This window comes from Streptomyces spongiae (genome assembly GCF_009377185.1).
In the GTDB taxonomy this organism is placed as follows: Bacteria; Actinomycetota; Actinomycetes; order Streptomycetales; family Streptomycetaceae; genus Streptomyces; species Streptomyces spongiae.
Genome location: NZ_VJZC01000122.1, coordinates 1 through 21,258, shown reverse-complemented (window position 1 = coordinate 21,258; position 21,258 = coordinate 1). Strand labels below are relative to the sequence as shown.

Genomic DNA, 21,258 nt, shown 5'->3' with positions numbered 1-21,258 from the left:
GCCCCAGAATCAGAACCCGCATCCGCCCCCGACCCCCACTCCCGCTCCAGCGCCTCGACCTTCCGCTCGGCGCCCTCGCGGGCCTGCCGGTTGGTCCACCACAGCTGGTGGGCGACGAGGAGCAGCAGGACGACCCCGAGGGTGACGGCGAGTTCGGCGGAGCTCCACAGCAGACGGCGGTACGCGGCACGCCGGCGCCGGGTGCCGTGGTGGACGACGGAGGGAGCCCGCATGCGTACGCCTCCTTTGCCGGGGGCCGCACGATAGGGCGCCTTCCTGCAACTCACCAGGGCGACAGGGCACCGACCGCTTTTGAGCCCCCTTTTAACTCCCCTTCTCACAACCCTTGAAAGAAACCCGAGAAAGCGCTGTCACACCTCTCGACAACACCACCCGTCACCCCCGACTCTTCCGGAGGACGGCAGAGCGCGCCCTCCCCCCTGGGCGCTCTGCCGCCTCACCTCTCATGCTCGCCCCCGGCACCCGCGCCCCCTCGGAGCTGACATGACCGCATCACACAGACCCGACCCTCAGGACCCACGCCCCTCCACCTTCCGCCGCAGGGCCCTGCTGGCCGCCGCGGGCGGCGCGTTCCTCGGCGGTGCCCTGGGCACGGGCGTCGCGCGCGCCGACGCGACGATCGCGGTCAACCCGGGTACGACGTACGGCACATGGGAGGGCTGGGGCACCTCCCTCGCCTGGTGGGCGAACGTCTTCGGCACCCGCAACGACTTCGCCGACGCCTTCTTCACGACCAACTCGGTGACGTACAACGGCACTTCGCTCCCCGGCCTGGGCCTCAACATCGCCCGCTACAACCTCGGCGCGTGCAGCTGGAACAGCGTGAGCGGCGAGAGCATGGCCGCGTCGCCCAACATCCCCGCCTTCAAGCAGATCGAGGGCTTCTGGCAGGACTGGAACAACGAGGACGCCACCTCCTCGGCCTGGGACTGGACGGCGGACGCGACGCAGCGGGCCATGCTGACCAAGGCCGTCCAACGGGGCGCGACGACCGAGCTGTTCGCCAACTCCCCGATGTGGTGGATGTGCAGCAACCACAACCCGTCGGGCGCCTCGGGCGGCGGCAACAACCTCCAGACCTGGAACTACCGCCAGCACGCCTCGCACCTGGCCGCCGTGGCCCTCTACGCCAAGAACAACTGGGGCGTGAACTTCGCGACGGTCGACCCCTTCAACGAGCCGGCCTCCACCTGGTGGACCGCCACCGGCACCCAGGAGGGCTGCCACATGGACCCGGCGGTCCAGGCCGCGGTCCTCCCGTACATGCGCAGCGAACTGGACAAGCGGGGCCTGACCGGCATCCGCGTCTCCGCCTCGGACGAGACGAACTACGACACGGCCCGCTCGACCTGGGCGTCCTTCGGCTCCTCCACCAAGGCCCTGGTCAACCAGGTCAACGTGCACGGCTACCAGGGCTCCGGCGGCCGCCGCGACCTGCTCTACACGGACGTGGTCACCACATCCGGCAAGAAACTCTGGAACTCGGAGACGGGCGACGGCGACGGCACGGGCCTCACACTGGCGTCGAACCTCTGCCTGGACTTCCGCTGGCTGCACCCGACGGCCTGGGTCTACTGGCAGGTGATGGACCCGACGGCGGGCTGGGCGATGATCGCGTACGACGCGAGCACACTGCAGCCGACCACCGTCCAGACCAAGTACTACGTGATGGCCCAGTTCAGCCGGCACATCCGCCCCGGGATGACGATCCTGGACACGGGCGTGGACTACGCGGCGGCGGCGTACAGCGCGTCGTCCCGCCGCCTGGTGATCGTGGCGGTGAACAAGTCGACCTCCGCGCAGACCCTGACCTTCGACCTCTCCCGCTTCGGCACGGTGACCGGCGGCTCCGGGGGCCTGGTCCCCCGCTGGAACACCCACACCTCCAGCGGCAGCGACCGTTACCGCGCGTACTCGAACACGACCCTGAGCGGCAAGACGGTGAGCGTGCCGTTCGCGGCGGGGGCGGTGCAGACGCTGCAGGTGGACGGGGTGACGCTGTAAGGCGCGCGCCCTCGCTCCCTCCTCCCACAGGGCCCTGTGAAGCACAGCGCAGGGCCCTGTGAACCTCACTGACCCATTGGCCCGCATCCGTAAGAAGACCGAGCACAGGCGCCCACTGGCCAGCGGCTGTCTGATGCTCGTCAACCAACGGCAGTACGGTGTCACCCATGCGCCCCGACACCGCTGCCGAGAACGTCGACCACCCCGCCGAAGCGGCCCGCCTGGAGCGGACGGCCGGCCTCCACCCCGAGGACGCCGAACACCTGCTCGTGCAGGCCGCTGCCCACCTCGAGCTGTCCGGCGCGCGCCCCGCCGCGACGGCACTCTACGACCGCCTCCTGTCGTCCGACGACTCCCTGGAGAACCCCCACCTCGTACGCGCCCTCAAGGCGTCCAACCTCTGGGAGTACGGCCACGAGGCGGAGGCGAGGGCGATCATCGACGGCCTCCGCACCGCGGCCCCCCGAGACGCGGCCACCTGGGTCATCGCGGCGGAGGCCTTGGAGGCCCACGACGAGCTGCAGGCAGCCCAGGACACGTTCACCGAGGGCGCGACCCTTCTCCTCTCCGGCGTGACGGACCCCCCGTACTCCACCCACGCCCTCCTCTTCGGCCGCCACCGCGTACGCCGCATGCTCGGCGCCCCCCACGACGACTGGGACGCCCTCGCGGACACCCTCCACTCCTCCTCGGTCTCCCTGGACGAACTCCACGACCCGAAGCGCGTCTGGTCCCTGGGCTCGGACAACCCGGCGGAACTGGAAGCGGAGATCAGCCGCCTACGCGCGGAACTCGGCGCCTACAGGGAGGCCCTCTCCCGCCCGTTCCCGGTGGCGGTCCTCCACTGGCCGACAGGCGAACTGGAGGAACTGATCACGGCGTACCCGACGCTGACAGAGGAGTACCCGTCGCACGGCGAGCACCTGGCGACGATAGAGGGCTCACTACGCGAACTGGCCGCCTCAGGCACCCCGAACCTGGGCATCGTGACGGGCACGGTCCCGTCATACGAAGCCTTCGCAGCCTCGGAGGGCTCCTCCCCGGCGGACACGACCCTGCTCCCGCAGTACGCGACGACGCTGGCGGCCCGCGGCCGGGCGGTCACATGGCCCCCGCAGCGAGGAACGGTGTGCTGGTGCGGTTCGACCCGCGCGTACGAGGACTGCCACGGAACCTCCGCCTGAGAGGTCGTGCTGGTCGCGGCGCCCTCCCCCACCGGGGAGGGTGCCCGTCGAACCACCCGCGAGCGGCAGCGCCGCCTCACATGGGCTCAACCAGAGCCGCCCGCCACTCCGGGCGCGGATCAGCCCCCACACTCGTCCAGTACTCCCGGCCGCGCACGATCCGTCCCTCCTGGACGGTCCAGAACGAGGCCACGCGGAACACGCCGAACTCGTCATGCGGCACCTCGACCTCGGAGACCACCTCGCTGCCGTCAGCCACGATCCGCAGCACCCGAATCGACCAGCCCCCCGGGTATTCGGCGTTCACCGCGACGAAGTTCTTGCTGCCAACGATGCGCTCCGCGCTGACCGGCCACTCGACCACGACGTCCTCTGCGAACAAGCCGGCGACACCTGCCCAGTCGCGCGCCTCGATCCGATCCCACAACGCCTCAACCACTCCCAACGGCTCCATGGGGCCACCCTCGCACGAGCCACTGACACCCCGGCCCTGAAGCCCTGGGCGACCTGGCTCGCCTCCCTCAAAGCAGCCGTACCCTCACTGCCGCTGACGACGATGTTCGGGTGCTCGAGGGTGACCAGGACCCGGTCCACGAAGACCAGCCCGTGACGGCGGGGTCGAGTGCCCGAGGCCGGCCCCTCAGGCCTCGGGGTCGCGCAGACCGACGCAGTCAAAGGCCCAAAAGACCTCTGAGTAGACGAAGGTGCCCGTCATCCACGGCTCGTGAGCGGACAACCGGGCGACCTGGAACGCGGCTTCAGGAATACGCAGCGACGGCGAACGGAAGCCCACCGCACTGGCACCCTCGAAACCACGCGCGCCGTAGTAACGCGGCGAACCCTCCAGGAATACCAACGGCACACCTTGGCTGTCGGCCGCCGCGAGGGCGTACGCGATGAGCTGAGTACCGATGCCCTGACGCTGGAACTCCGGGACCACGCCCAGCGGTGACAGGGACAGGACGTCCACGATCCGGCGCGGAGCGTCCAACCGCGTCGCGCTCAGCAGGACATGCCCGACGACCCGGTCATCAACGGTGGCGACGAAGGACATCGGCGCCAACACAGCCTCCGCAACGCGGAGTGCCTCCACGAGCCCGGGAACCCGCTCGCTGTCACCGAAGGCGCGCGTATGAACCTCGCGCACGTCTCGATGATCGTCAGCGGTCTCTTGCCGGATCACCAGCCCGGCACCACCGGCAGCGATCCGGGAGCCTTCAGGCGCATCGTGTGACGTCATAGCCGCGAGGGTAGATCGCGGCGCGCCGCGCACGCGAGGCAATTGCGCTTCTCCGCCGTGCTGGAGCGGCCAAGGCTCAGGAACTGTCCTTGTTCTCGCTCTCGTGATACTGGAGTCCAGCCGCGGATCACGTAAATGCGGTCCGGCTCAGGAGATGTGGAGTTCCGTGCACGCCGGCCCACGCTGCGTCTTGGTCAGGCATTCCCCCGGAGTGTCGGGGTTGAGGGCCGAAATCGAAATCACCGACGTCCCGGCCGGAGGTGACAACGGGATGTCGATCTGCTGCGCGATCTCGCCCTGTTCGTCAGGCCTGAGCACGCTCCAGTAGAGGTCTCCCGGCTTCTCGGAGGGAAGCGGAGTTACGGACACCTCGATGTGCGCCCACTTCTGGACGCCGTCGGCGTGCACGCCGAAGCGCAGCCGCATGTTGGAGCGAGGTCCGTCGAGTCTGACGTCGGTGATGGTCGGGCGGCCGTTTCCCCCTGCGGCCTGGGCGGCGCCGACCACGGCAATGCTCAGGGAAGCCATGTAGAAGATGACGCCGAGGACGAGCACACCCGTCTCCCACAGGACCCCGCGCGCTGTGGGGCGGATGAGTAAGGCGGTGATGCTGCAGACAATGGAAATGATGGCGCAGAGCGAGGCCACGTAGATGGGCCACGACCTGTTGTTGAGTGCGACGAATACGAACTTGCTGTTGAGTCCCAAGGTGGTCATGATGCCGGCCACTGCCACGAGGGCACCAGCCAGGATCTTGGCCACGTCGTCCAGCCGCTTTCCCAGCGTGGCCTGAATCTCTCCGATGGTCGGGGGCGTGGAATCCGTTTGTTTCGAAGGCTCTTTCGGAACGCCCATTGCCCGCTTCCTGATCTTTGAGTCCTGCCGGGCAGGACATCTGCTGGACAACGTCAGGTTCGCATCCAGCCCGGGACGGGCCGATGATTGCGGCTGCGGGAAGCCGTGCCGTCGACGGACGATCCCCTGGCCGGGCCAGCCGCAACGCCCGGCTGGTCTAAGGACCGCGCGGCAGGTCAGGGACGGAGCCGGATCGCGGCGAGGGTGGTTGTGTACGGTGCGCAGAGGCTAGGGTCGCGGTAAGCGATCGCTTAGCCGTTTCGGGTGCAGTATCGCCAGCGGCGCCGGGAGAGGGGCAGCGAGTCTGATGCCGGTCATCGATGCGTGGATGCAGCACCCCACGCTCCGTCACTCCAACCACGAGATGTTCGAGTCGTTGCGCCGGTGGACGGGGCGGGGCCTGCTGGAGGAGCCGTTGCCGGTCAAGGCCACGGTGGCCGCGATGGCCGCGGCGGATGTCGAGATTGGCCTGTCGGCGGCCTGGTACGGGCCCCAGGGGCCGCTGATCAGCAACGATGAGGTGGCCGAGTTCGTCTCCCAGTCCGACCGGCGGCTGCGCGGGGTGGCTGGCGCGGATCTCACCCGCCCGGTCCAGGCGGTGCGGGAACTGCGCCGAGCCGTAGAGGAACTCGGCTTCGTGGCCCTGCGGATCGTGCCCTGGCTCTGGCAGCTCCCACCCACCGACCGGCTGTACTACCCGCTGTACGCCGCCTGCGTCGACCTCGGCATCCCCTTCTGCACCCAGGTCGGGCACACCGGCCCACTGCGTCCGTCCGAAACCGGCCGCCCCATCCCCTACATCGACCAGGTCGCGCTGGACTTCCCCGAGCTGACCATCGTGTGTGGGCACATCGGGTACCCGTGGACCACGGAGATGATCGCGGTGGCCGACAAGCACGCCAATGTGTACATCGACACCAGCGCCTACACCGCCCGCCGTTACCCACGCGAGCTGGTCGACTACCTGCGCGGCCGGGGCCGCAGGAAGGTACTGTTCGGCACCAATTACCCCATGATCACTCCCGGCCAGGCGCTGGAGCACCTCGGCGAACTGGACCTGGACGAGGAGACCACCGAGCTGTTCCTGTCCGGCAACGCTCGACGGATCTTCAACCTCTGACCGCACCGCGTCACCGCCGGGCCCATATGAGGACCGCCGCAAGGTGGACGGCGGCCTGATAAGCGAGCGCGCGCAATGTCCACGAGGAACACCCGTCCGAGGCCGCCAGACCAGCCGCCCCGCGCCCACACGGCTGCTGCAGCAGACCAGCGGGCTGTTCAACTACACCGGCGAGTACTACGACGACGGGACGGTCGTGCCGGGGATCCCCTGGCAGGGCCAGGAGTACGTGGACAACCAGTTCCACACCTACCAGCCGGAGGAGCTGGTACGCCTGGCGCTGTCCAAGCCGGCGCGGTTCGAGCCGGGGACGGACTGGAGCTACTCCAACACCAACTACGTGCTGGCCAAGTTATTGGTCGAGGAGGTCACCGGCCGCACGCTGGCCGAGGAGACGCAGCGGCTGATCCTGGAGCCGCTGGGGATGTCGGGCAGGGACGGCTGCTTCTGGCACGGCTGCTCTGAGCACGCGACGCAGCCGAAGCAGAACACCGAGTGGTGGAGGGCCAAGCTGGACAAGAACATGGCTCGGGACCGGGAGATCACCAAGCATCTCGAGACGGCAGGCTGGACGGTACTGCGCTACTGGGAGCACGAGGCCGCCGAAGACATCGCCCAACAGGTCAACGGCGTTGTGAGGGAACAGCGCGATAGCTCGCCGCAACAGCTGCCGGGGCCCCGTCCTACTACTCCTGCCTCGGGTGAACACCCTTCGTCCACCATTCACGGTGGTAGCTAATGTAGTCGGGATGGACCTTGTGCCAACCCTTCATCTCAAGCTTCGGCAAGAGAACAGCACCAACCGAACCAGCACGAACAATGATTGACCAGTCCTCGTCTATGACAACAGCTCCGATGTCGAGGCGCACATGACAGTTGGGACAGAGGCAGAGAATATTCGGCTCAACGTCAGGCCCGTTGTGAGGCTTACCCAAGGGCCTTATATGAGCACCCTCACTGTAGGGCTTACCATCCGGCCCTGCCAGACGGAGGCCACATAATTGGCACTCTCCCTCGTAAAGCCTTTTGATGCGCTTAGCCGCCGCGGCATCTCGCACGATTCGCTGCACCTGCATGGTTCGCGTGTCAGGGTACTTCTCCGCGCCTTGATCCTCGTCCAATTCGTCCAGCGCTTGGACAACGTGACGCTCTACAGGGCTAGGCACTTGAAGGCGATTAGGTAAACGCTCCAGATCGACCTGACAGATATTTATTTCCGAACCATCCGGGGCCAGCGACTTAGAAATCGCCGTACGCATGGCAGTAATCTCGTACAGGCCGTCATACCTGTAGTCATCAGGAAGCGAGTATCGCGAATCACCCTCGAATCCGCGGATTACACGGATCGGATACTTGCGCTCGTAGCTAAGCTTCAGGGCTGCGTTATCTCGATATGACCACGACTGGCTACGTAACAGCTTTCCGTTGCTCGGGTCCTTGTCCTTGTCCGGGGAAGCTCCTGTATATCGCACCCAGTCCCAGTGGTCCTCATCGTCCTCGTAACCACCGTGCAACACGATGGCGTCCGCGACTTCTCGACCATCCTCGTCAACAAGCCAGGAGATGCCCTTCTGGTTGGCCCTGTGTAACTTCGCGCGTAGTACGTCCAACCGCCGGTGAAAGACCTTGCCCACAGGGGCACCCTCGACATGGCCGATGACTCGTTCGATTTCCACTAGTCCATAGTGGCGCCACTGTGATCACTTCTGTCAACTTCATAGTCATGGTTGTCCAGTTGTGAGCCGTGAGTCCTCACCTCAACCGCTCAACATCCCAAGTGCCAGCGGCCTCGACTTGGCCTCCCCAAAGGCAATCGGCTTGTTGGTACGGTTCGACGCGCGTACGAGGAGTGCCACGGAACCTCCGACTGACAGGTCCTGGAGGTCCTGCTGGTTGTGAGCCCTCCCCCACCCGGGGCCCTGCCTTGATGAGTTCCGGCCACCGAGGGCTGACCCGTGATCGGTGATGCCCACGAGAGGCACCCATCCGTGGACCGCCAGGCGTGCTGGTACTGGCGGTCGGACGCAGATGGGAACGCTTGGAGCCCGACCAGCCGCCCCGTGCCGCAGGGGTGTTAGGTACCGCAGGGCTAGCGATCACCTTCAGCGCATCCCCTTCGAATGTCAGTGACTGCTGTTAGAACAGATCCATAACGACGCGAGTGAGCGTGCACGAGAACCACGAGGGATCAGGGGAGCAGTCGTGGCAGTACCAGGGGGCCAGTCGGAGCCGATCGCGGGTATCTACGAGAAGTTGATCACTCGCGACGTGCACGTCGAGCTGGAGCGATTCGAGGCCGCAGGTTGGAAAGCCATCGATGTCGAGGTCACTCCTGAGTCCGCCCCCCATGTGCTGGCTCGCCACATCGGCGAAGCTGTCGGCCGAAGGCTGAGCCAGCTTCCGCCCGAAGACCGAGTCATGGTCGCGAACCGCATCCTCGAATCCTTGGCCACCGGCGCGCCGGATTTCACTGACGCCGAGACCGTGAGCACCATCGTCGACGGCCCTCGACAGCTCCTGGCTCTCGCCCATCAGGAGGCTCAAGGTGTGTACGCGCTACGCCCGCTCACACCCCTGTCCGAGACATCGCTCATCACCAACTCCCCCGAAGACCTCAGCCTCGGCGCCGAACTCCGGGCGGAACTCGCGACCGCAGACCGCATCGACCTGCTCTGCGCGTTCGTGAAGTGGTACGGCATTCGCGTACTGGAAGACTCTTTGCGCGCCGCCAAGGAGCGTGGCGTGCCGATCCGCGTCATTACAACGACCTACATCGGCGCCACCGATCGCCACGCACTCGACCGCCTCGTCCGCGACTTCGGCGCCACAGTCAAGGTCAACTACGAAATTCGATCTACGCGACTGCACGCAAAGGCTTGGCTGTTCAGGCGCAACACGGGCTTCGACACCGCGTACGTCGGCAGCTCAAACCTCTCGAAGGCTGCGCTCCTCGACGGCTTGGAGTGGAACGTACGGTTGTCGTCCATCGCAACACCGGCGGTGCTGGACAAGTTCGAGGCGACCTTCGACGCTTACTGGAACGACTCCGCCTTCGAGACCTACGACCCCGAGCACCACGGTGAGCGCCTCGATCGAGCCTTGGCCCAGGCAGGCGGCTCCACCTCCACTGCTGACCTGAAGATCAACCTCTCGGGACTAGAAGTACACCCCTTCCCATATCAGCGGGACATGTTGGAACGCCTCCAGGTCGAGCGAGAGATCCGCGGGCGAAACCGCAACCTCCTGGTCGCGGCGACCGGTACCGGGAAGACCGTGATGGCAGCCCTGGACTATCGCAACTTGAGCAAGAAGCTCGGCAGCGGTCGTCCGAAGTTGCTGTTCGTCGCCCACCGCAAGGAGATCCTCAAGCAGTCTCTGCGCACGTACCAGGAGGTGCTGGACGACGCCTCATTCGGTGAGCTGCTGCACGGAGGTGAAGACCCACGCGATTGGAATCACGTTTTCGCAAGCGTGCAGTCTCTGAACATCCAGCGCCTGGAACAACTGGCCCCCGACCACTTCGACATCATCGTCATCGACGAGTTCCATCACGCCACGGCCGCCACCTACCGTCGAGTCATAGACCACTTCACGCCCAAGGAACTGCTCGGCCTAACCGCCACACCCGAGCGGATGGACGGCCTCAATGTGCAAGACGAGTTCTTCGGGGGACGCATCGCAGCCGAGATGCGACTTTGGGAGGCCCTTGAGAACGAACTGCTGTCCCCCTTCCACTACTTCGGCATACCGGACGGCACAGACCTAACGAACCTCGTCTGGCAGAAGGGCACGTACGCGGACCAGGAGCTCGGCAACCTCTACACCGGCAACCACGCGCGAGCCCGCATCGTGGTCAAGCAGATCCGAGACAAGATCTCTCAGCCCGGAGCCATGCGCGCGCTGGGATTCTGCGTGACCAAGGCGCACGCCCATTTCATGGCGGACTTCTTCCGGCAGGCCGGCCTGCAAGCAACAGCCCTCGACAGCGACTCGCCTGCCGCCGTACGCGCTCAAGCGCTGTCTGACCTACGCAACGGCAAGATCCAAGTCATCTTCTCAGTGGACCTGTTCAACGAGGGCCTCGACATCCCAGACGTGGATACGCTCCTCCTGCTACGCCCCACCAACAGCGCCACGGTCTTCCTCCAGCAACTGGGCCGAGGACTGCGCCGCACCGACACCAAGCCCGTGCTCACCGTCCTTGACTTCATCGGCCAGCACCGAGCCGAGTTCCGCTTCGAGGAACAGTTCCGAGCCCTGACGAACCTCTCTCGAAACCGGCTCGTCGATCACCTTGAGCATGACTTCCCGCTGCTTCCATCCGGGTGCCAGATCATCCTGGAAGGAAAGGCCAAGGACCTGGTACTCGATAACATCCGTACCCAACTGAGCGCCAATGTCAAGACCTTGGTCAGCGAAGTCAAGGCCTACGACACTCAGCAACTGGCGGACTACCTACGCGAGAGCCGTAGAGAGATCAAAGAGCTCTACAAGAGTGACAACTCCTGGACGACAGTCCTCCGCCGGGCGGGCTTCATCAACGGCACTGCCCCTGATGGAGAAGCGGCCCTCCTCAAGCGCGTCCACGCCTTCCTGCACGTCGACGACCCTGAACGGGCCAACGCCTACCTCCGCCTCCTCGCCGACGACGTACTGCCCTACGAGGCACTGGCTCCCACTGATCAGGCATACGCCCGCATGCTCTTCTTCAACCTGTGGGACAACGCAGGAGGCTTCACGAGCTTCCAGCAAGGTCTCGAATCTCTGCGCGATCACCATGCGGTTCGCAATGAACTCCGGCAAGTACTCTCGTACGTCATCGAGCAGGCGGACCACTTCCCGATCTCCCTGTCGGGCAGCCACAGCCACATCCCTCTGAAGGTCCACAGCTCCTACAACCGCTCCGAGATTCTGACAGCGCTCGGGGTGGCCCGCTTCGGTGGTCAGATGCCCAGGTCCTTCGCACAAGGCGTCCAGTGGGTTGATGACATCCAAACGGACGCCCTCCTAGTCACCCTGGAGAAGAACGAGAAGGACTTCTCGCCCACCGTCCGGTACAAGGACTACGCACTGAGCCCCACACTCTTCCACTGGGAGTCCCAGAATTCGACCGCGGCGAACTCGCCGACAGGGATGCGCTACCAGCACCACGCTCAAGGAGGCAGCCACGTCCTGCTATTCATGCGCCGCTACAAGAACACCGACATCGGCAAGTCTCAACCGTGGATGCTTCTTGGCCCCGCCACCTACGAAGCTCACACAGGCAGCAAGCCAATGGCGATCACGTGGCGTCTGGAGCATGAACTACCAGCCGACGTGTGGTCGTATGCGGCCATCAACGCAAGCTAGCCTCGATCTTTCTGAGCGCCCTTCCCGGAGTGTGGAGGGGGGAGTTCATCGTGAACGGCGACGTGTCAAGATCCCGGAATGAACGAACTGACGATTCAGCCTCGCGCCGATGACCACATGCAGGGCTGCGTCCAGGCACTCGCCACGGTCCATGCGGCAGATCGCTATCCAGTGGATTGGCCTGTCGATCCCGAAGGTTGGCTGACTCCCCGAAGCATGCTCGATGCCTGGGTGGCCGTAGATGGTTCGGCCGTCCTGGGTCATCTGGTCCTCGCTCGCCCCGGGGAGGCGCTGGCTCTCGCTGTCGGGCTGCCTTCGCAGCGCCTGGTGTCCGTGGCGCGGCTCTTCGTCAGTGCCGGTGCCCGCCGACGAGGGGTGGCCGCGAGGCTACTGGACAAGGCGATCGACGTAGCTGAAGCCGACGGGCTCAGGCCCGTTCTAGAAGTCGAAGCCGGGGCGACCGCCGCCATCAACCTCTATGAGCGTGCCGGATGGCGCTACGTCGGCAGTTCCGCAGCTGACTGGATTACAGCCGACGGGCGCGTCGCGCAGATGCATTCCTATATTGCCCCCTCGGGCGACCAAACCTGATGAGACGGTCATGTGGTGGCACTTCAGGCCACGGTCCGCCGGCGCGCAGGTTCCAGGACGTGGCCAGCTCTTCTGTTACAGCATGTGCCTCAAGCAGTTGCTGACGGCTCCGTTGAATGGCCCGAACCCTACTTCTCGCTGCCGTCGGCCTCCGAGATTTCCGCCTCATAGTGAGTCTGTGCGCGATCGAGTGCCTCGTCGGCGTCACATCCGTGAGCCCGCAGCCAGTGGAGCACATCGGCGATCATGTCGATCGCCGCTTCCTCCGCCACTGCCACGCTGAGAGCGCCGGAGCGCGCCGGCTTCGGTAGGAGAACTCGCTCGTGGCCGTACACACTCAGCAGCGCCTCGGCTCGGGTCACGCGTAGGCCTCCGCAGTGTCCGTCGGCAGCGGGCAGTTCCGTGGCCAACTCGCACCAGGTCACCTTCTTTTCGGCCTGAAGTTGGACGCCCCATCTGTCGGTAATGGCGTCGATGAGGGCCATTCCACGCCCTGTTTCGGAGTTGGTCTCTGCGTCGACGAGAGTGGGAAGAGCGCGCGTGTCGGGGTCGTGGACCTCGACACGCAGGCGGGTGCCACTGATGGAGACAACGAGAGTCGCCGGAGTGCCGACCCCGACGTGCCTGATGACGTTCGAGACAAGCTCACTGAGACAGAGTTGAGCGTCGTCGATGACTCCGTGCAGACCCCAGAGCCCCAAGTGCAGCCGCATGACGCGACGCAGGGACGCCACCTCTTGGGCCTCCGCCACGAACGGAAGGCTCCAGGGCTTCCTCGTTACACCCACGGTGCAGGTCATCGCTCAACCCCTCTGACTCCAGGTCGAGTTGCGTTGTGCAATCGATCCTGCACATAGAGTTGCATCGAGACTCTCAAAATGGAACTCTCATCTTGCCCTCACGGAAGCGCGTCCACGCAGTGCACGCCCCCCGGCGCGCGCCACGTTGCAGCCGCTCTCTGCCACGCTCCACGATCTGACAGATCGACATGAAAGGTTTTGAACATGGCAGTCGGACCTACCACCCGTAGGCGTCAGTTGGGCGCCGACCTGCGTCGTCTCCGTGAGCTCAAGGGGCTAACCCTTGAGGATGCAGGCGGTCGCGTCGGCATCTCGAAGGCGACGCTCAGTCGCTACGAGACAAAGGAGGGCACAGTCAAATGGCCTGCTGTCGACGCCCTTTGCCGTGAGTACGGCGCCTCCGATGAGGAACGGCTTGCGCTGGTCGAGCTTGCGAAGGGAGCCAAGATCCAAGGCTGGTGGAGGTCACTGGCCGACCCCATCCCCGAGTCCATGAATCTCATGCTCACACTCGAAGACGAGGTGGTACGCGAAGACCATTACGCCTGCATGTACGTTCCAGGCCTCCTCCAGACCCGTGCTTACGCCGAAGCTGTGCATCGCGCTTCGGAAGTGCAGTGTCCAGAACGAGAAGTCCAACACATGGTCGACATCCGGATGAAGAGGCAAGAACTGCTTGAGCGCGACGAGCCACCGCACATCTGGTGCGTGATCGACGAGGCTGCCGTCCGGCGCGTTGTCGGCGGTCACCAAGTCATGCGCGATCAGCTGCGCCACCTACTCGACATGTGCAAGCGGCCCAACATCACGGTCCAAGTGCTCCCCTTCTCAACCGGCGCCCACGCTGCGGCAGTCGGGAGCTTTGCGATCCTTCGTGGGCCAACGCCCGAGCTGGACGTGGTCTACGCAGACCTCCTTGGCGGCGGGCTGTTCATGGAGAAGCCCCAGGAACTGGATCGCTATAGGTTGGCGTTCCAGTACCTAAGCGCACAGGCGCTCGACCTCGAATCATCCAAGGAACTGATCCACCGCAGGAGCCAGGAGCCCTCATGACGACGCCACCCGTCCTCCACTGGTTCAAGTCCTCCTACAGCGGAGGCAGTGGAACGGAGTGCGTGGAGGTCGCGCCCGTGCCCGCCGGGATCCTGATACGTGACTCCAAGAAACCGCAGGGACCCCATGTCGCGGTGTCGGCTGAGGCGTGGGGCAGGTTCATGGCCTCATCACTGAGTCAGTGTTCCAGTCACAGGAGCTGAAGGCAGCCCTCTGCCACTTTCCCCGTGGGCGTTGCGAACGAAGATCGCCTCGGATGGCATTGCTCGTAGAAGTTCATGCAAGTCGCTGGCGCGCGCGGACGATCCGACGCAAGCCTGGTCACATCGATCGTCACCAACGGCATCAGAGGGCATCGTGGCGCTGCATCGGCTGGGCAAGGACCCGGAGAGTCCCAACAACGGCTCCCCGACCGTGTACCTGGACGACGAGACCGGGAACTACATCCTGCAAGGGTGGCGCGTCACGGACGCGGAGCGCCTGGCGCAGATGGACATCCCGGATCATGAAACAGTGATCGAGTTCCCCAGGCGCATGATGCAGTTCTTCCCGGAGGTGAACGGCGATGCCGGAGCCGACGTTTGAGGAGCTGTTCCGCTCCGCCCAGCACAGCGCGTATCACCTGGAGATGAGGACGCGTACGGCCTCGACGACGACTATCAAGGCTGGGCTGCGGGTGACCGGTTCGATCCGGCGGAGCGCTGGCCCTGGTGGATCAAGCTGGTTTCGGCAGCAGTGGCCCGAGGCGTGAACGTGCACCGCGCTCGTATCGTCTCCGAGCCAATCTCACCTTACGTACGCTACGTGTACGAGCTGACCAGTGGGCACAACGCATCGAGACCGGCACCGAGTCCTACCGCCTCGCACAGACCAAGGCCAAACAGCAGAAGAACCACTCATGGCCGAGCCTGGCGCTCTCGTGCTCACCAGATGGATCAAGCCCTACTCCGGCCTGGGAAGCCGACCTTCTTCGCGGCGAGCGGAGACAGAGTCATGGGTCCGGCCCAGCCCTGCTGAACCAGAGCGACCTGCGAGGGCAGGGGCAGGACTGGATGGATGTCCACGCCTCGCGACCAGTTCGCGAGCAGTCCCTCGGTGGCGTCCACAGCGGAGACGACCATGGTGATGCGGGCCTGCCCCTTCCCCCAGGTGTTCCACAGAGCCCACCCTTCCTCGCGGGGCTCCACCCCTATGCGCAGGCAGGCCTGCTCATACGTCTCGTTCAGCTCGGACGGCATGATTCCCGGCCGGATGATCAACACACCCGCCAACTCGACCAGGGGCCGGTCCTCCTCGACGCAGCCATCTCCAGGAAAGTGGTAGTGCCGCAGAGCCCGGGCAAGTGCATTCACAGACCGCTGCAGACCGGTCGCGTTCTCAGGGTCCGGGGCATAGGAAAGCCATCCCTCCCGAAGAGCCGCGGACTGGACCTCTCGGGCAAGTCTCTCAATCTCCTTCAGGTGTTCTGTCTCAGTCAGGTCGGGTCGGGTCATGGCGCGAAGTCTGACAGCTGGCGGCGTCAGCGTCGCCAGGCTTTAGGGCGCCGATAGCCGCGCCCCGGGGCCGGAACAGACCTGAAGCCGGAGCCGCTTCAAGCCTGATCCATCTCGGCCTCACTCACGAAGTGGGCCCAACTCAAGCCGGAAAGCGCGGCCAACTCCGACCGTTGACGCCAGACGTGACCGTGCTGGTTGCAGGTTGGGCCTGCCGACGGCACATGACAGGCTCGTACCTCGTGATCGATGATTTCGCGAAAGAGTACCTGCACAGCGATCTGCGAGAGATTCGCGAGGCGATGCTCTGGAAGCTCGACGGACTCGGCGAGTACGACATCCGCCGCCCCCTGACCTCGACGGGCACCAACCTTCTCGGCCTGGTCAAGCACCTGTCGATCTGGGAGTCCAGGTACTTCGGCGAAGTCTTCGACCGGCCGTTCCCCGAACTTCTGCCCCGGTGGGACGACGCCGGGGAACGCGGTGCCGACATGTGGGCGACCGAGCACGAGACACGTGGGGAGATCGTCGACCGTTACCGTCGTGTCTGGGAGCACTCAGACGCGACGATCACCGCCCTCGCCATCGACTCTCCCGGCTACGTGCCCTGGTGGCCACGCCCCAACGTGAAGCTGTTCAACATCCTGGTCCATATGCTCACCGAGACCAGCCGGCACGCTGGACACGCCGACATCCTGCGCGAACAACTCGACGAGTCCACAGGCACAACAGCCCAGTACGCGACTCCCCAGCGCGACGCGGCCTTTTGGGAAGCCCAGTGCGCGAAGATCGAGCGAGCCGCCAAAGCAGCCGTCGCCAAGCCCGATCACGCTGGCTCCTACGACACCACGCAACTCCTGGAGCTCGGGCCAGGTCGAGGGGCAGGTCACGCGCATCAAGCTGAAGGGCTACGGCCGAGCCAACCTCGACCTGCTCCGCATACGGATACTCCTCATGACCTGATCTGACCGGCCCCGGAGCACGGGATATTCAGGAGAACCGGTCGCCCGAACGCGCTGGAGCTGACCTTCTTAACGTTCGAAGTCTCTCGCGGCGGCGTCCCAGCAGAGGCTGCGGAGACCGTGATCGGCGTCCTCGCCTGACGGGATGTCGGGAGTCGCCTGGAACCACACGACGGTCAGTGCAGAGTGGTGCAGCACCGACTCTCGTTCCGGATCGATCGGCTGAGAGGTGAACGACCCAACGCACGTCACTGCAGGCAGCAGTTCGACCGGGCCGAAACCACCAGCAGGGAGGTCTGGCAGCTCCCGGACCGGCGCGACCAGGTGCACCGGAATTGAGGGACGATCCTTCTCGACGCTCCTGAGCAGGCGCTCCAGCTTGAGGTCGTTCCAGCGCCGGAACGGGTACCCCTCCAACATCCCGCCATACGTCGAGGACAGTCGCACGTCCGAGAGTTCGATCGAGCGGCCTGAAGTGAGAACTATGTGCGCCAGTGCCATAGTCCCCAACCTACTGGCGCAGCAGGACCCGACTGCTGGCCAGCTCCAGGCCCGGATGCTGGCGGACGGTGACGAGCCGGACAACACGGAGGTCGAGCAGTTCTGCGAGCGGGCTCGCGAGCTGTTCCGAGCGATCACCGACAGCAGCGTCGAAGACCGCAGCTGATCACCGGTGCCAGACCGATGTCGCGGCGCAGTCGGGCAAGCACATGTGAGGAAGCACTGCGGTCTTCCCCGTCACACGCCCTCAACGTGAGGTTGAAAAGGGCGCTCACTGGCCCCAAGGGGCAGAACTTCATGAGGCGGGCCGGAGCAGCGAGTTACCCAAGGCCGCCCGGGTGTCCTGAGAATGGCGGTTCCGGGGGGAGCGTCAAGAGCGCCCTTCGGGCGTCGGCTGCGCCGATTCCGCTTCGCCGTCGCCGGGTGCCGGGGCCTGCCGGTGCGGAGCTTCGCCGCCCTGCTCGCGGCGGTACTGGCCAAAGCTTGGCCGTCACTTCGCCGCCGGTTGGAAGGTTCTGCTGAACTCCTGCAGCAGGCCGAGGCGGCGGTCAGCCGTGGATGGCGTTGAGGACGGCGGCAAGTTTTTCGGGCGCGCTGATCATGGCCATGTGGCCGGTGTCGAGATCGATGACGTCGGGCCGAAGCAGCGCAATGGATCGCTGCTGGAGTTCCTCGACGTAGCACTGGTCGCGCGTGAGGTGCACGTACGTCCGGGGGATCTCGCGTCTGTAGCCGTTCAGGTTCACAGCCTCGCTCAGCAGGGCGGCCGAGTCGTCGGCCAGGCGGTCCAGGGTGGACGCGGCGGTTGCCTCGTCCATGTCGTTGCACAGCATCGCGGCGGCGCCCTCGCGGGTTTGGTGGTAGACGCCGTCGGCGATGGACTGCTCCACCAGACCCCGCACTCCGGGATCGATCTGGTCAAGCACCCGGGAACTGTCCTCCGGCACCACGGCCGACACGAGGACGACGTGGCGGATCCGGTCAGGTATGAGGTCCAGGACACGCGGGATCGTGACGCCCGCGAAGGAGTGACCGACCAGTACCACGTCGCGCAGATCCTTCGCTTCGACGTCCTTGCGGACCGCATCGGCGCAGTCCGCGAGAGTGACCGTACCCAAGTCGACTTCAGCCCTGGTCCCCCGCCCCGGAAGGTCGACCGCCAACGCTTCGGCACTCAGATGGGGGATCAGCTCGTCCCAACAGTTCGCGCCAAAGCTTGCCCCATGGATGAGAACGAACGCCATGACTGACCTCCTCGCCGACGATACAAGCTGAACCATAATTGAATTCAGTTCTGCTGTGGAGGCTTGTGGCAGAGCAAGGGAGAAGTGGAGGCCCGGGGGTGCTGGGAATCTCCGGTGAGGTGGTCCTGGAGCAGCGGATGCCGGGCGTTGTCTCAGTTGATCTGGTCGGGTTGCTCAGACCCTCGGGGCGCCTTCGAGTTGGAAGTGCCAGATGGCCACGAGCGGGGAATCGTCCAGGGCCGCGGCCGACGCTTCCGGGCACCAGTGCAGCAGGTCCCAGGACATGTGGGTCGGGAGTGGGTCCGGCGCGGTGTCGGAGTCGAGGGAGTGGCGCGGGCGGCGCGGTTCCTCGCAGTGCCGGACCTGGAAGCCCAGTGGGAGGGCTGCGGCGAGGTAGGCGCTGAGCGGGCGGTGGTATTCGGGGAGGAGGGACGGGCGGCCGTCCGGGCCGGGACGGCGGGGCAGGGTCGGCCGGAGGTAGGACACCAGCTGGTGGGCATCCGAGAGCACAAGGTGTCCGCCAGGGCGCAGGACGCGCGCGAACTCGGCGAGCACGGGGGCCAGTTCGGGGACGTGTGTCAGGGCGAGTGTGCAGACGACTGTGTCGACCGCGTTGTCGGGAAGCGGCAGCTGGTGCAAGTCGGCCTCGTGGAATTCGACATCTGGAAGGCGCTTGCGGGCCTGGGCGAGCATCTCGGGCGAGGCGTCTACGCCGATCACATCGTGGCCGAGTTCACGCAGGTAGGCGGTGTGGCGGCCGGTCCCGCAGGCCGCGTCGAGCACCGTGCCGGTGGGCAGGCTGTCCAGGATGCGCCGGACAACGGGCTGCTCGACGTCGATCATGTCGTTGCCGGGGGCGTCATAGTGCGGCGCCCACTCCTGGTAGACGTCGGCCGCGGTGATCGTGCCCGGAGTCGCCGTGACCCCCTCGGCATGCGCGAGGGCGGGCGCGTCCAGCAGGGTGCGGATCTCGGCGATCCGGGCCTCGACGAACGCCTGGTCAGCGCTCGCCTCCCTGATGCCGCGCAGCAAAGCGGCACCCTCGATGCCCAGCAGATATCCCAGGGGGCTCAGATAGGTCATTCACGGACGGTACGGACTCATGCTCCGACGGCTCCACCGGTTTTCCGGCGCTTCGAACGGGGTCGGGTCCACGGAGGTTCAGGAAGTTCACTCACGGGCGATGACTTTGGTCCGGGGCAAGGGTCTTCTCCTTGAACGCCCATGCCGGACGTCACCTGGTCCGGCCCCGGGCAGCACTACCCCTGACAGGAGACGCTCCCGCATGACTGATCCGGAACTGACAGCAGACCGCAGCCGGGGGACTGGAGTCTGGCCCCTGATCCACGTTGAGCGAACGGCGCTGGCCGCTGATCTCGCGGACCTGACTGACGAGCAGTGGGCAACATCGTCGCTGTGCACCGAATTGACGGTGCGCGAGGTGCTGGCGCACCTCACCGCGGCAGCGAGCCTCAACTCCCTGCGGTGGCTGGCGGGTGTGCTCCGCTGTCGGTTTGACTTCGACAAGCAGGTGGCCATGCGGCTGGCCGAGCAGCTGGGCGCCACCCCGGCTGAGACGCTGGAGAGATTCCGGCGCGTGGTCCTGAGCACGACCAAGCCTCCCCTGCCTGCCATAGCCCTGCTGGGCGAGACCATCGTGCACGGAGAAGACATCCGGCGTCCGCTTGGCATCGGTCGTGAGTACCCGATCGAGATGGTCACGCTGTTGGCTGAGTACTACCAGGGCTCGGACCTCGTGGTCGTTGCCAAGGGACGTATCGGCGGCCTGAGACTCGTCGCGGATGACGGCCCTTTCGCGACCGGTTCCGGGCCACTCGTCTCCGGTACCACCTTGGCCCTGGTGATGGCGATGACCGGGCGGTCGACGTACTGCGACGACCTCGAAGGCGATGGTGTGGAGCTCCTCCGCAGACGCTGCGGGATGGCGTAACCGTGCTGAGCCAAGGAGATCGGCTCCATCCGGTCGTGCCCTCATCCCGCAGAGCACGTCCATGGTCAGACCGCATGGGAGAGTCAACCGGCGTCCGGCCTCCGCCGCGCCTGGGCCACCAGATTCCGTGGAGACGTTTCGGTGTACGCGGCTGGACACAGAGATCCGTACGCCGACAGAGGTGTGCCTGGGCCGCGCGGTGCTCAAGGCCGCCCGGGTGTCCCAAGAATGGTGGTTCCGAGGTGAGCGTCAAGGGCGCCCTTCGGGCGTCGGCTGCGCCGATTCCGCTTCGCTTCACTCTTGACGCTCACCCCTCCACCGCGGGTTGCTGTTGGCCGGGCGGCCTCAACGGGGGCGGCGGGGAAGACCGGGAGAGGGCTGCTTCGCCGTCGCCGGGTACCGGAGGGCTGCCGGTGCGGAGCCCGGACGGCCTGTCCTGGGTTGCGGTACGGCACCGCCCCGGTAGCGGGCTCAGGCGCCGAGGCGTCGCGTCCCATTCGGTCCGCGTGAGCGGCCGGGCCGTGCAACCGGACGAGGGGCCCGACCATCCCCGTAACGGCGCGCGAGCTGAACCTCATCCCCTGACGCGATGGGCGGGTGTCGGAGACCGCGGTCGGCGGGTGGACCCATGAGGTCGGGGCCTTGGCCCTCTCGCAGCAGGACCGGGGCCGGGACGACGACCAGGGCGGGCCGTCATCCCCAGTCCCCAGGCTCCCTCTCCGAGCGGTCACTTGGCGGCGGCCCGAGAGCGCCCCGCGGAGATCGCGAGCCGGCTCACCATCACGGATCACACGGTGAAAACCCATATCAACCGGCTGTTCGCGAAGCTGGAACTGCGGGATCGGGCACAAGCCGTGATTGCGGCGTACGAGTTGGGGCTGGCGCGGGTG

The 21,258-nt window shown here is 65.7% G+C and carries 19 protein-coding genes and 7 pseudogenes; 16 read left to right on the top strand and 10 right to left on the bottom strand.

Annotated features, from left to right (window positions below):
- Positions 1-233 (bottom strand): annotated as a pseudogene (locus FNH08_RS18935) (class E sortase); the annotation flags it as partial.
- A gap of 271 nt (positions 234-504) precedes the next feature.
- On the opposite strand from FNH08_RS18935, the gene FNH08_RS18930 reads away from it, so the two are divergent.
- Entirely contained in the window at positions 505-2,025 is a 1,521-nt protein-coding gene (locus FNH08_RS18930; protein ID WP_152772671.1) for a glycoside hydrolase, read from the top strand.
- A 167-nt stretch (positions 2,026-2,192) separates the two neighbouring features.
- Positions 2,193-3,209, top strand: a complete 1,017-nt coding sequence (locus tag FNH08_RS18925; protein WP_152772670.1) for a hypothetical protein — start codon at positions 2,193-2,195, stop codon at positions 3,207-3,209.
- Positions 3,210-3,285: 76 nt separating this feature from the next.
- Here FNH08_RS18925 and FNH08_RS18920 read toward each other — a convergent pair whose 3' ends face one another.
- The 3 genes from FNH08_RS18920 to FNH08_RS18910 form a co-directional block, all read right to left on the bottom strand.
- Positions 3,286-3,663 (bottom strand): nuclear transport factor 2 family protein, encoded by a 378-nt coding sequence (locus FNH08_RS18920; RefSeq protein WP_152772669.1) that lies wholly within the window; start codon positions 3,661-3,663, stop codon positions 3,286-3,288.
- Positions 3,664-3,849: 186 nt separating this feature from the next.
- Entirely contained in the window at positions 3,850-4,392 is a 543-nt protein-coding gene (locus tag FNH08_RS18915) for a GNAT family N-acetyltransferase (RefSeq protein ID WP_322724814.1), read from the bottom strand.
- 204 nt (positions 4,393-4,596) lie between these two features.
- Positions 4,597-5,304 carry a hypothetical protein gene (locus FNH08_RS18910; protein WP_152772667.1) on the bottom strand — a complete coding sequence of 236 codons (708 nt, stop codon included), beginning with the start codon at positions 5,302-5,304 and terminating at the stop codon, positions 4,597-4,599.
- A 307-nt stretch (positions 5,305-5,611) separates the two neighbouring features.
- Here FNH08_RS18910 and FNH08_RS18905 point away from each other — a divergent pair, with 307 nt between their 5' ends.
- The 3 genes and pseudogenes from FNH08_RS18905 to FNH08_RS52045 form a co-directional block, all read left to right on the top strand.
- Positions 5,612-6,424, top strand: a complete 813-nt coding sequence (locus tag FNH08_RS18905) for an amidohydrolase family protein (protein WP_152772666.1) — start codon at positions 5,612-5,614, stop codon at positions 6,422-6,424.
- Positions 6,425-6,557: 133 nt separating this feature from the next.
- Positions 6,558-6,857: pseudogene (locus FNH08_RS18900) on the top strand (serine hydrolase domain-containing protein); the annotation flags it as partial.
- Between the two features lie 3 nt (positions 6,858-6,860).
- Positions 6,861-7,163: pseudogene (locus FNH08_RS52045) on the top strand (DUF559 domain-containing protein); the annotation flags it as partial.
- Here FNH08_RS52045 and FNH08_RS53555 read toward each other — a convergent pair.
- A complete protein-coding gene (locus FNH08_RS53555; protein WP_152772665.1) occupies positions 7,111-8,100 on the bottom strand; it encodes a YDG/SRA domain-containing protein in 990 nt (329 codons plus the stop codon). The pseudogene FNH08_RS52045 and the gene FNH08_RS53555 sit on opposite strands and share 53 nt — an antisense overlap.
- Before the next feature lie 285 nt (positions 8,101-8,385).
- On the opposite strand from FNH08_RS53555, the pseudogene FNH08_RS54015 reads away from it, so the two are divergent.
- The 3 genes and pseudogenes from FNH08_RS54015 to FNH08_RS18880 all read left to right on the top strand — a co-directional run.
- Positions 8,386-8,502: pseudogene (locus tag FNH08_RS54015) on the top strand (DUF899 domain-containing protein); the annotation flags it as partial.
- Between the two features lie 124 nt (positions 8,503-8,626).
- Positions 8,627-11,773 (top strand): DUF3427 domain-containing protein, encoded by a 3,147-nt coding sequence (locus FNH08_RS18885; protein WP_322724811.1) that lies wholly within the window; start codon positions 8,627-8,629, stop codon positions 11,771-11,773.
- A 78-nt stretch (positions 11,774-11,851) separates the two neighbouring features.
- On the top strand, positions 11,852-12,364 hold the full coding sequence (locus FNH08_RS18880) for a GNAT family N-acetyltransferase (protein WP_228034216.1): 513 nt from the start codon (positions 11,852-11,854) through the stop codon (positions 12,362-12,364).
- Between the two features lie 128 nt (positions 12,365-12,492).
- Here FNH08_RS18880 and FNH08_RS18875 read toward each other — a convergent pair whose 3' ends face one another.
- Positions 12,493-13,164: an ATP-binding protein gene (locus tag FNH08_RS18875; protein WP_152772664.1), complete on the bottom strand. Its 672-nt coding sequence runs from the start codon at positions 13,162-13,164 to the stop codon at positions 12,493-12,495.
- 204 nt (positions 13,165-13,368) lie between these two features.
- On the opposite strand from FNH08_RS18875, the gene FNH08_RS18870 reads away from it, so the two are divergent.
- The 4 genes and pseudogenes from FNH08_RS18870 to FNH08_RS54010 all read left to right on the top strand — a co-directional run.
- Complete coding sequence (locus FNH08_RS18870) at positions 13,369-14,217, top strand: helix-turn-helix domain-containing protein (RefSeq protein ID WP_152772663.1); 849 nt, start codon at positions 13,369-13,371, stop codon at positions 14,215-14,217.
- Positions 14,214-14,420 (top strand): DUF397 domain-containing protein, encoded by a 207-nt coding sequence (locus FNH08_RS18865; protein WP_152772662.1) that lies wholly within the window; start codon positions 14,214-14,216, stop codon positions 14,418-14,420. Before FNH08_RS18870 ends, FNH08_RS18865 begins: the two co-directional genes overlap by 4 nt.
- Positions 14,421-14,574: 154 nt before the next feature.
- Complete coding sequence (locus tag FNH08_RS18860) at positions 14,575-14,802, top strand: hypothetical protein (RefSeq protein WP_322724809.1); 228 nt, start codon at positions 14,575-14,577, stop codon at positions 14,800-14,802.
- 123 nt (positions 14,803-14,925) lie between these two features.
- Positions 14,926-15,234, top strand: a pseudogene (locus FNH08_RS54010) (DUF6879 family protein); the annotation flags it as partial.
- On the opposite strand, the gene FNH08_RS18850 reads toward FNH08_RS54010, so the two are convergent.
- Positions 15,153-15,710 (bottom strand): hypothetical protein, encoded by a 558-nt coding sequence (locus FNH08_RS18850; RefSeq protein ID WP_152772661.1) that lies wholly within the window; start codon positions 15,708-15,710, stop codon positions 15,153-15,155. The pseudogene FNH08_RS54010 and the gene FNH08_RS18850 overlap by 82 nt on opposite strands.
- 242 nt (positions 15,711-15,952) lie before the next feature.
- Between FNH08_RS18850 and FNH08_RS18845 the strand changes: the two are divergent.
- Positions 15,953-16,528: pseudogene (locus FNH08_RS18845) on the top strand (DinB family protein); the annotation flags it as partial.
- A gap of 213 nt (positions 16,529-16,741) precedes the next feature.
- Here FNH08_RS18845 and FNH08_RS18840 read toward each other — a convergent pair.
- Entirely contained in the window at positions 16,742-17,173 is a 432-nt protein-coding gene (locus FNH08_RS18840) for a hypothetical protein (protein WP_152772660.1), read from the bottom strand.
- On the opposite strand from FNH08_RS18840, the gene FNH08_RS18835 reads away from it, so the two are divergent.
- On the top strand, positions 17,157-17,339 hold the full coding sequence (locus FNH08_RS18835) for a hypothetical protein (RefSeq protein ID WP_152772659.1): 183 nt from the start codon (positions 17,157-17,159) through the stop codon (positions 17,337-17,339). The two genes, FNH08_RS18840 and FNH08_RS18835, sit on opposite strands and share 17 nt — an antisense overlap.
- Positions 17,340-17,721: 382 nt before the next feature.
- Here the strand turns inward: FNH08_RS18835 and FNH08_RS18830 are convergent, their stop codons facing one another.
- A complete protein-coding gene (locus tag FNH08_RS18830; protein WP_152772658.1) occupies positions 17,722-18,417 on the bottom strand; it encodes an alpha/beta fold hydrolase in 696 nt (231 codons plus the stop codon).
- 174 nt (positions 18,418-18,591) lie between these two features.
- Complete coding sequence (locus FNH08_RS18825; RefSeq protein WP_152772657.1) at positions 18,592-19,500, bottom strand: class I SAM-dependent methyltransferase; 909 nt, start codon at positions 19,498-19,500, stop codon at positions 18,592-18,594.
- 202 nt (positions 19,501-19,702) lie between these two features.
- Between FNH08_RS18825 and FNH08_RS18820 the strand changes: the two genes are divergently transcribed.
- Together FNH08_RS18820 and FNH08_RS18815 are read left to right on the top strand one after the other, a co-directional pair.
- Positions 19,703-20,368, top strand: coding sequence for a maleylpyruvate isomerase family mycothiol-dependent enzyme (locus FNH08_RS18820; RefSeq protein WP_152772656.1), 666 nt, complete (start codon positions 19,703-19,705; stop codon positions 20,366-20,368).
- Between the two features lie 755 nt (positions 20,369-21,123).
- Positions 21,124-21,258, top strand: a pseudogene (locus tag FNH08_RS18815) (response regulator transcription factor); the annotation flags it as partial.

Bases quoted from the DNA above. Each gene is read 5' to 3' on its own strand.
- FNH08_RS18820 (WP_152772656.1), top strand. From the start codon at position 19,703: ATGACTGATCCGGAACTGACAGCAGACCGCAGCCGGGGGACTGGAGTC.
- FNH08_RS18865 (WP_152772662.1), top strand. From the start codon at position 14,214: ATGACGACGCCACCCGTCCTCCACTGGTTCAAGTCCTCCTACAGCGGA.
- FNH08_RS18925 (WP_152772670.1), top strand. From the start codon at position 2,193: ATGCGCCCCGACACCGCTGCCGAGAACGTCGACCACCCCGCCGAAGCG.
- FNH08_RS18835 (WP_152772659.1), top strand. From the start codon at position 17,157: ATGTGCGCCAGTGCCATAGTCCCCAACCTACTGGCGCAGCAGGACCCG.
- FNH08_RS18870 (WP_152772663.1), top strand. From the start codon at position 13,369: ATGGCAGTCGGACCTACCACCCGTAGGCGTCAGTTGGGCGCCGACCTG.
- FNH08_RS18905 (WP_152772666.1), top strand. From the start codon at position 5,612: ATGCCGGTCATCGATGCGTGGATGCAGCACCCCACGCTCCGTCACTCC.
- FNH08_RS18910 (WP_152772667.1), bottom strand. From the start codon at position 5,304: ATGGGCGTTCCGAAAGAGCCTTCGAAACAAACGGATTCCACGCCCCCG.
- FNH08_RS18830 (WP_152772658.1), bottom strand. From the start codon at position 18,417: ATGGCGTTCGTTCTCATCCATGGGGCAAGCTTTGGCGCGAACTGTTGG.
- FNH08_RS18920 (WP_152772669.1), bottom strand. From the start codon at position 3,663: ATGGAGCCGTTGGGAGTGGTTGAGGCGTTGTGGGATCGGATCGAGGCG.
- FNH08_RS18840 (WP_152772660.1), bottom strand. From the start codon at position 17,173: ATGGCACTGGCGCACATAGTTCTCACTTCAGGCCGCTCGATCGAACTC.
- FNH08_RS18880 (WP_228034216.1), top strand. From the start codon at position 11,852: ATGAACGAACTGACGATTCAGCCTCGCGCCGATGACCACATGCAGGGC.
- FNH08_RS18825 (WP_152772657.1), bottom strand. From the start codon at position 19,500: ATGACCTATCTGAGCCCCCTGGGATATCTGCTGGGCATCGAGGGTGCC.
- FNH08_RS18850 (WP_152772661.1), bottom strand. From the start codon at position 15,710: ATGACCCGACCCGACCTGACTGAGACAGAACACCTGAAGGAGATTGAG.
- FNH08_RS18875 (WP_152772664.1), bottom strand. From the start codon at position 13,164: ATGACCTGCACCGTGGGTGTAACGAGGAAGCCCTGGAGCCTTCCGTTC.
- FNH08_RS18930 (WP_152772671.1), top strand. From the start codon at position 505: ATGACCGCATCACACAGACCCGACCCTCAGGACCCACGCCCCTCCACC.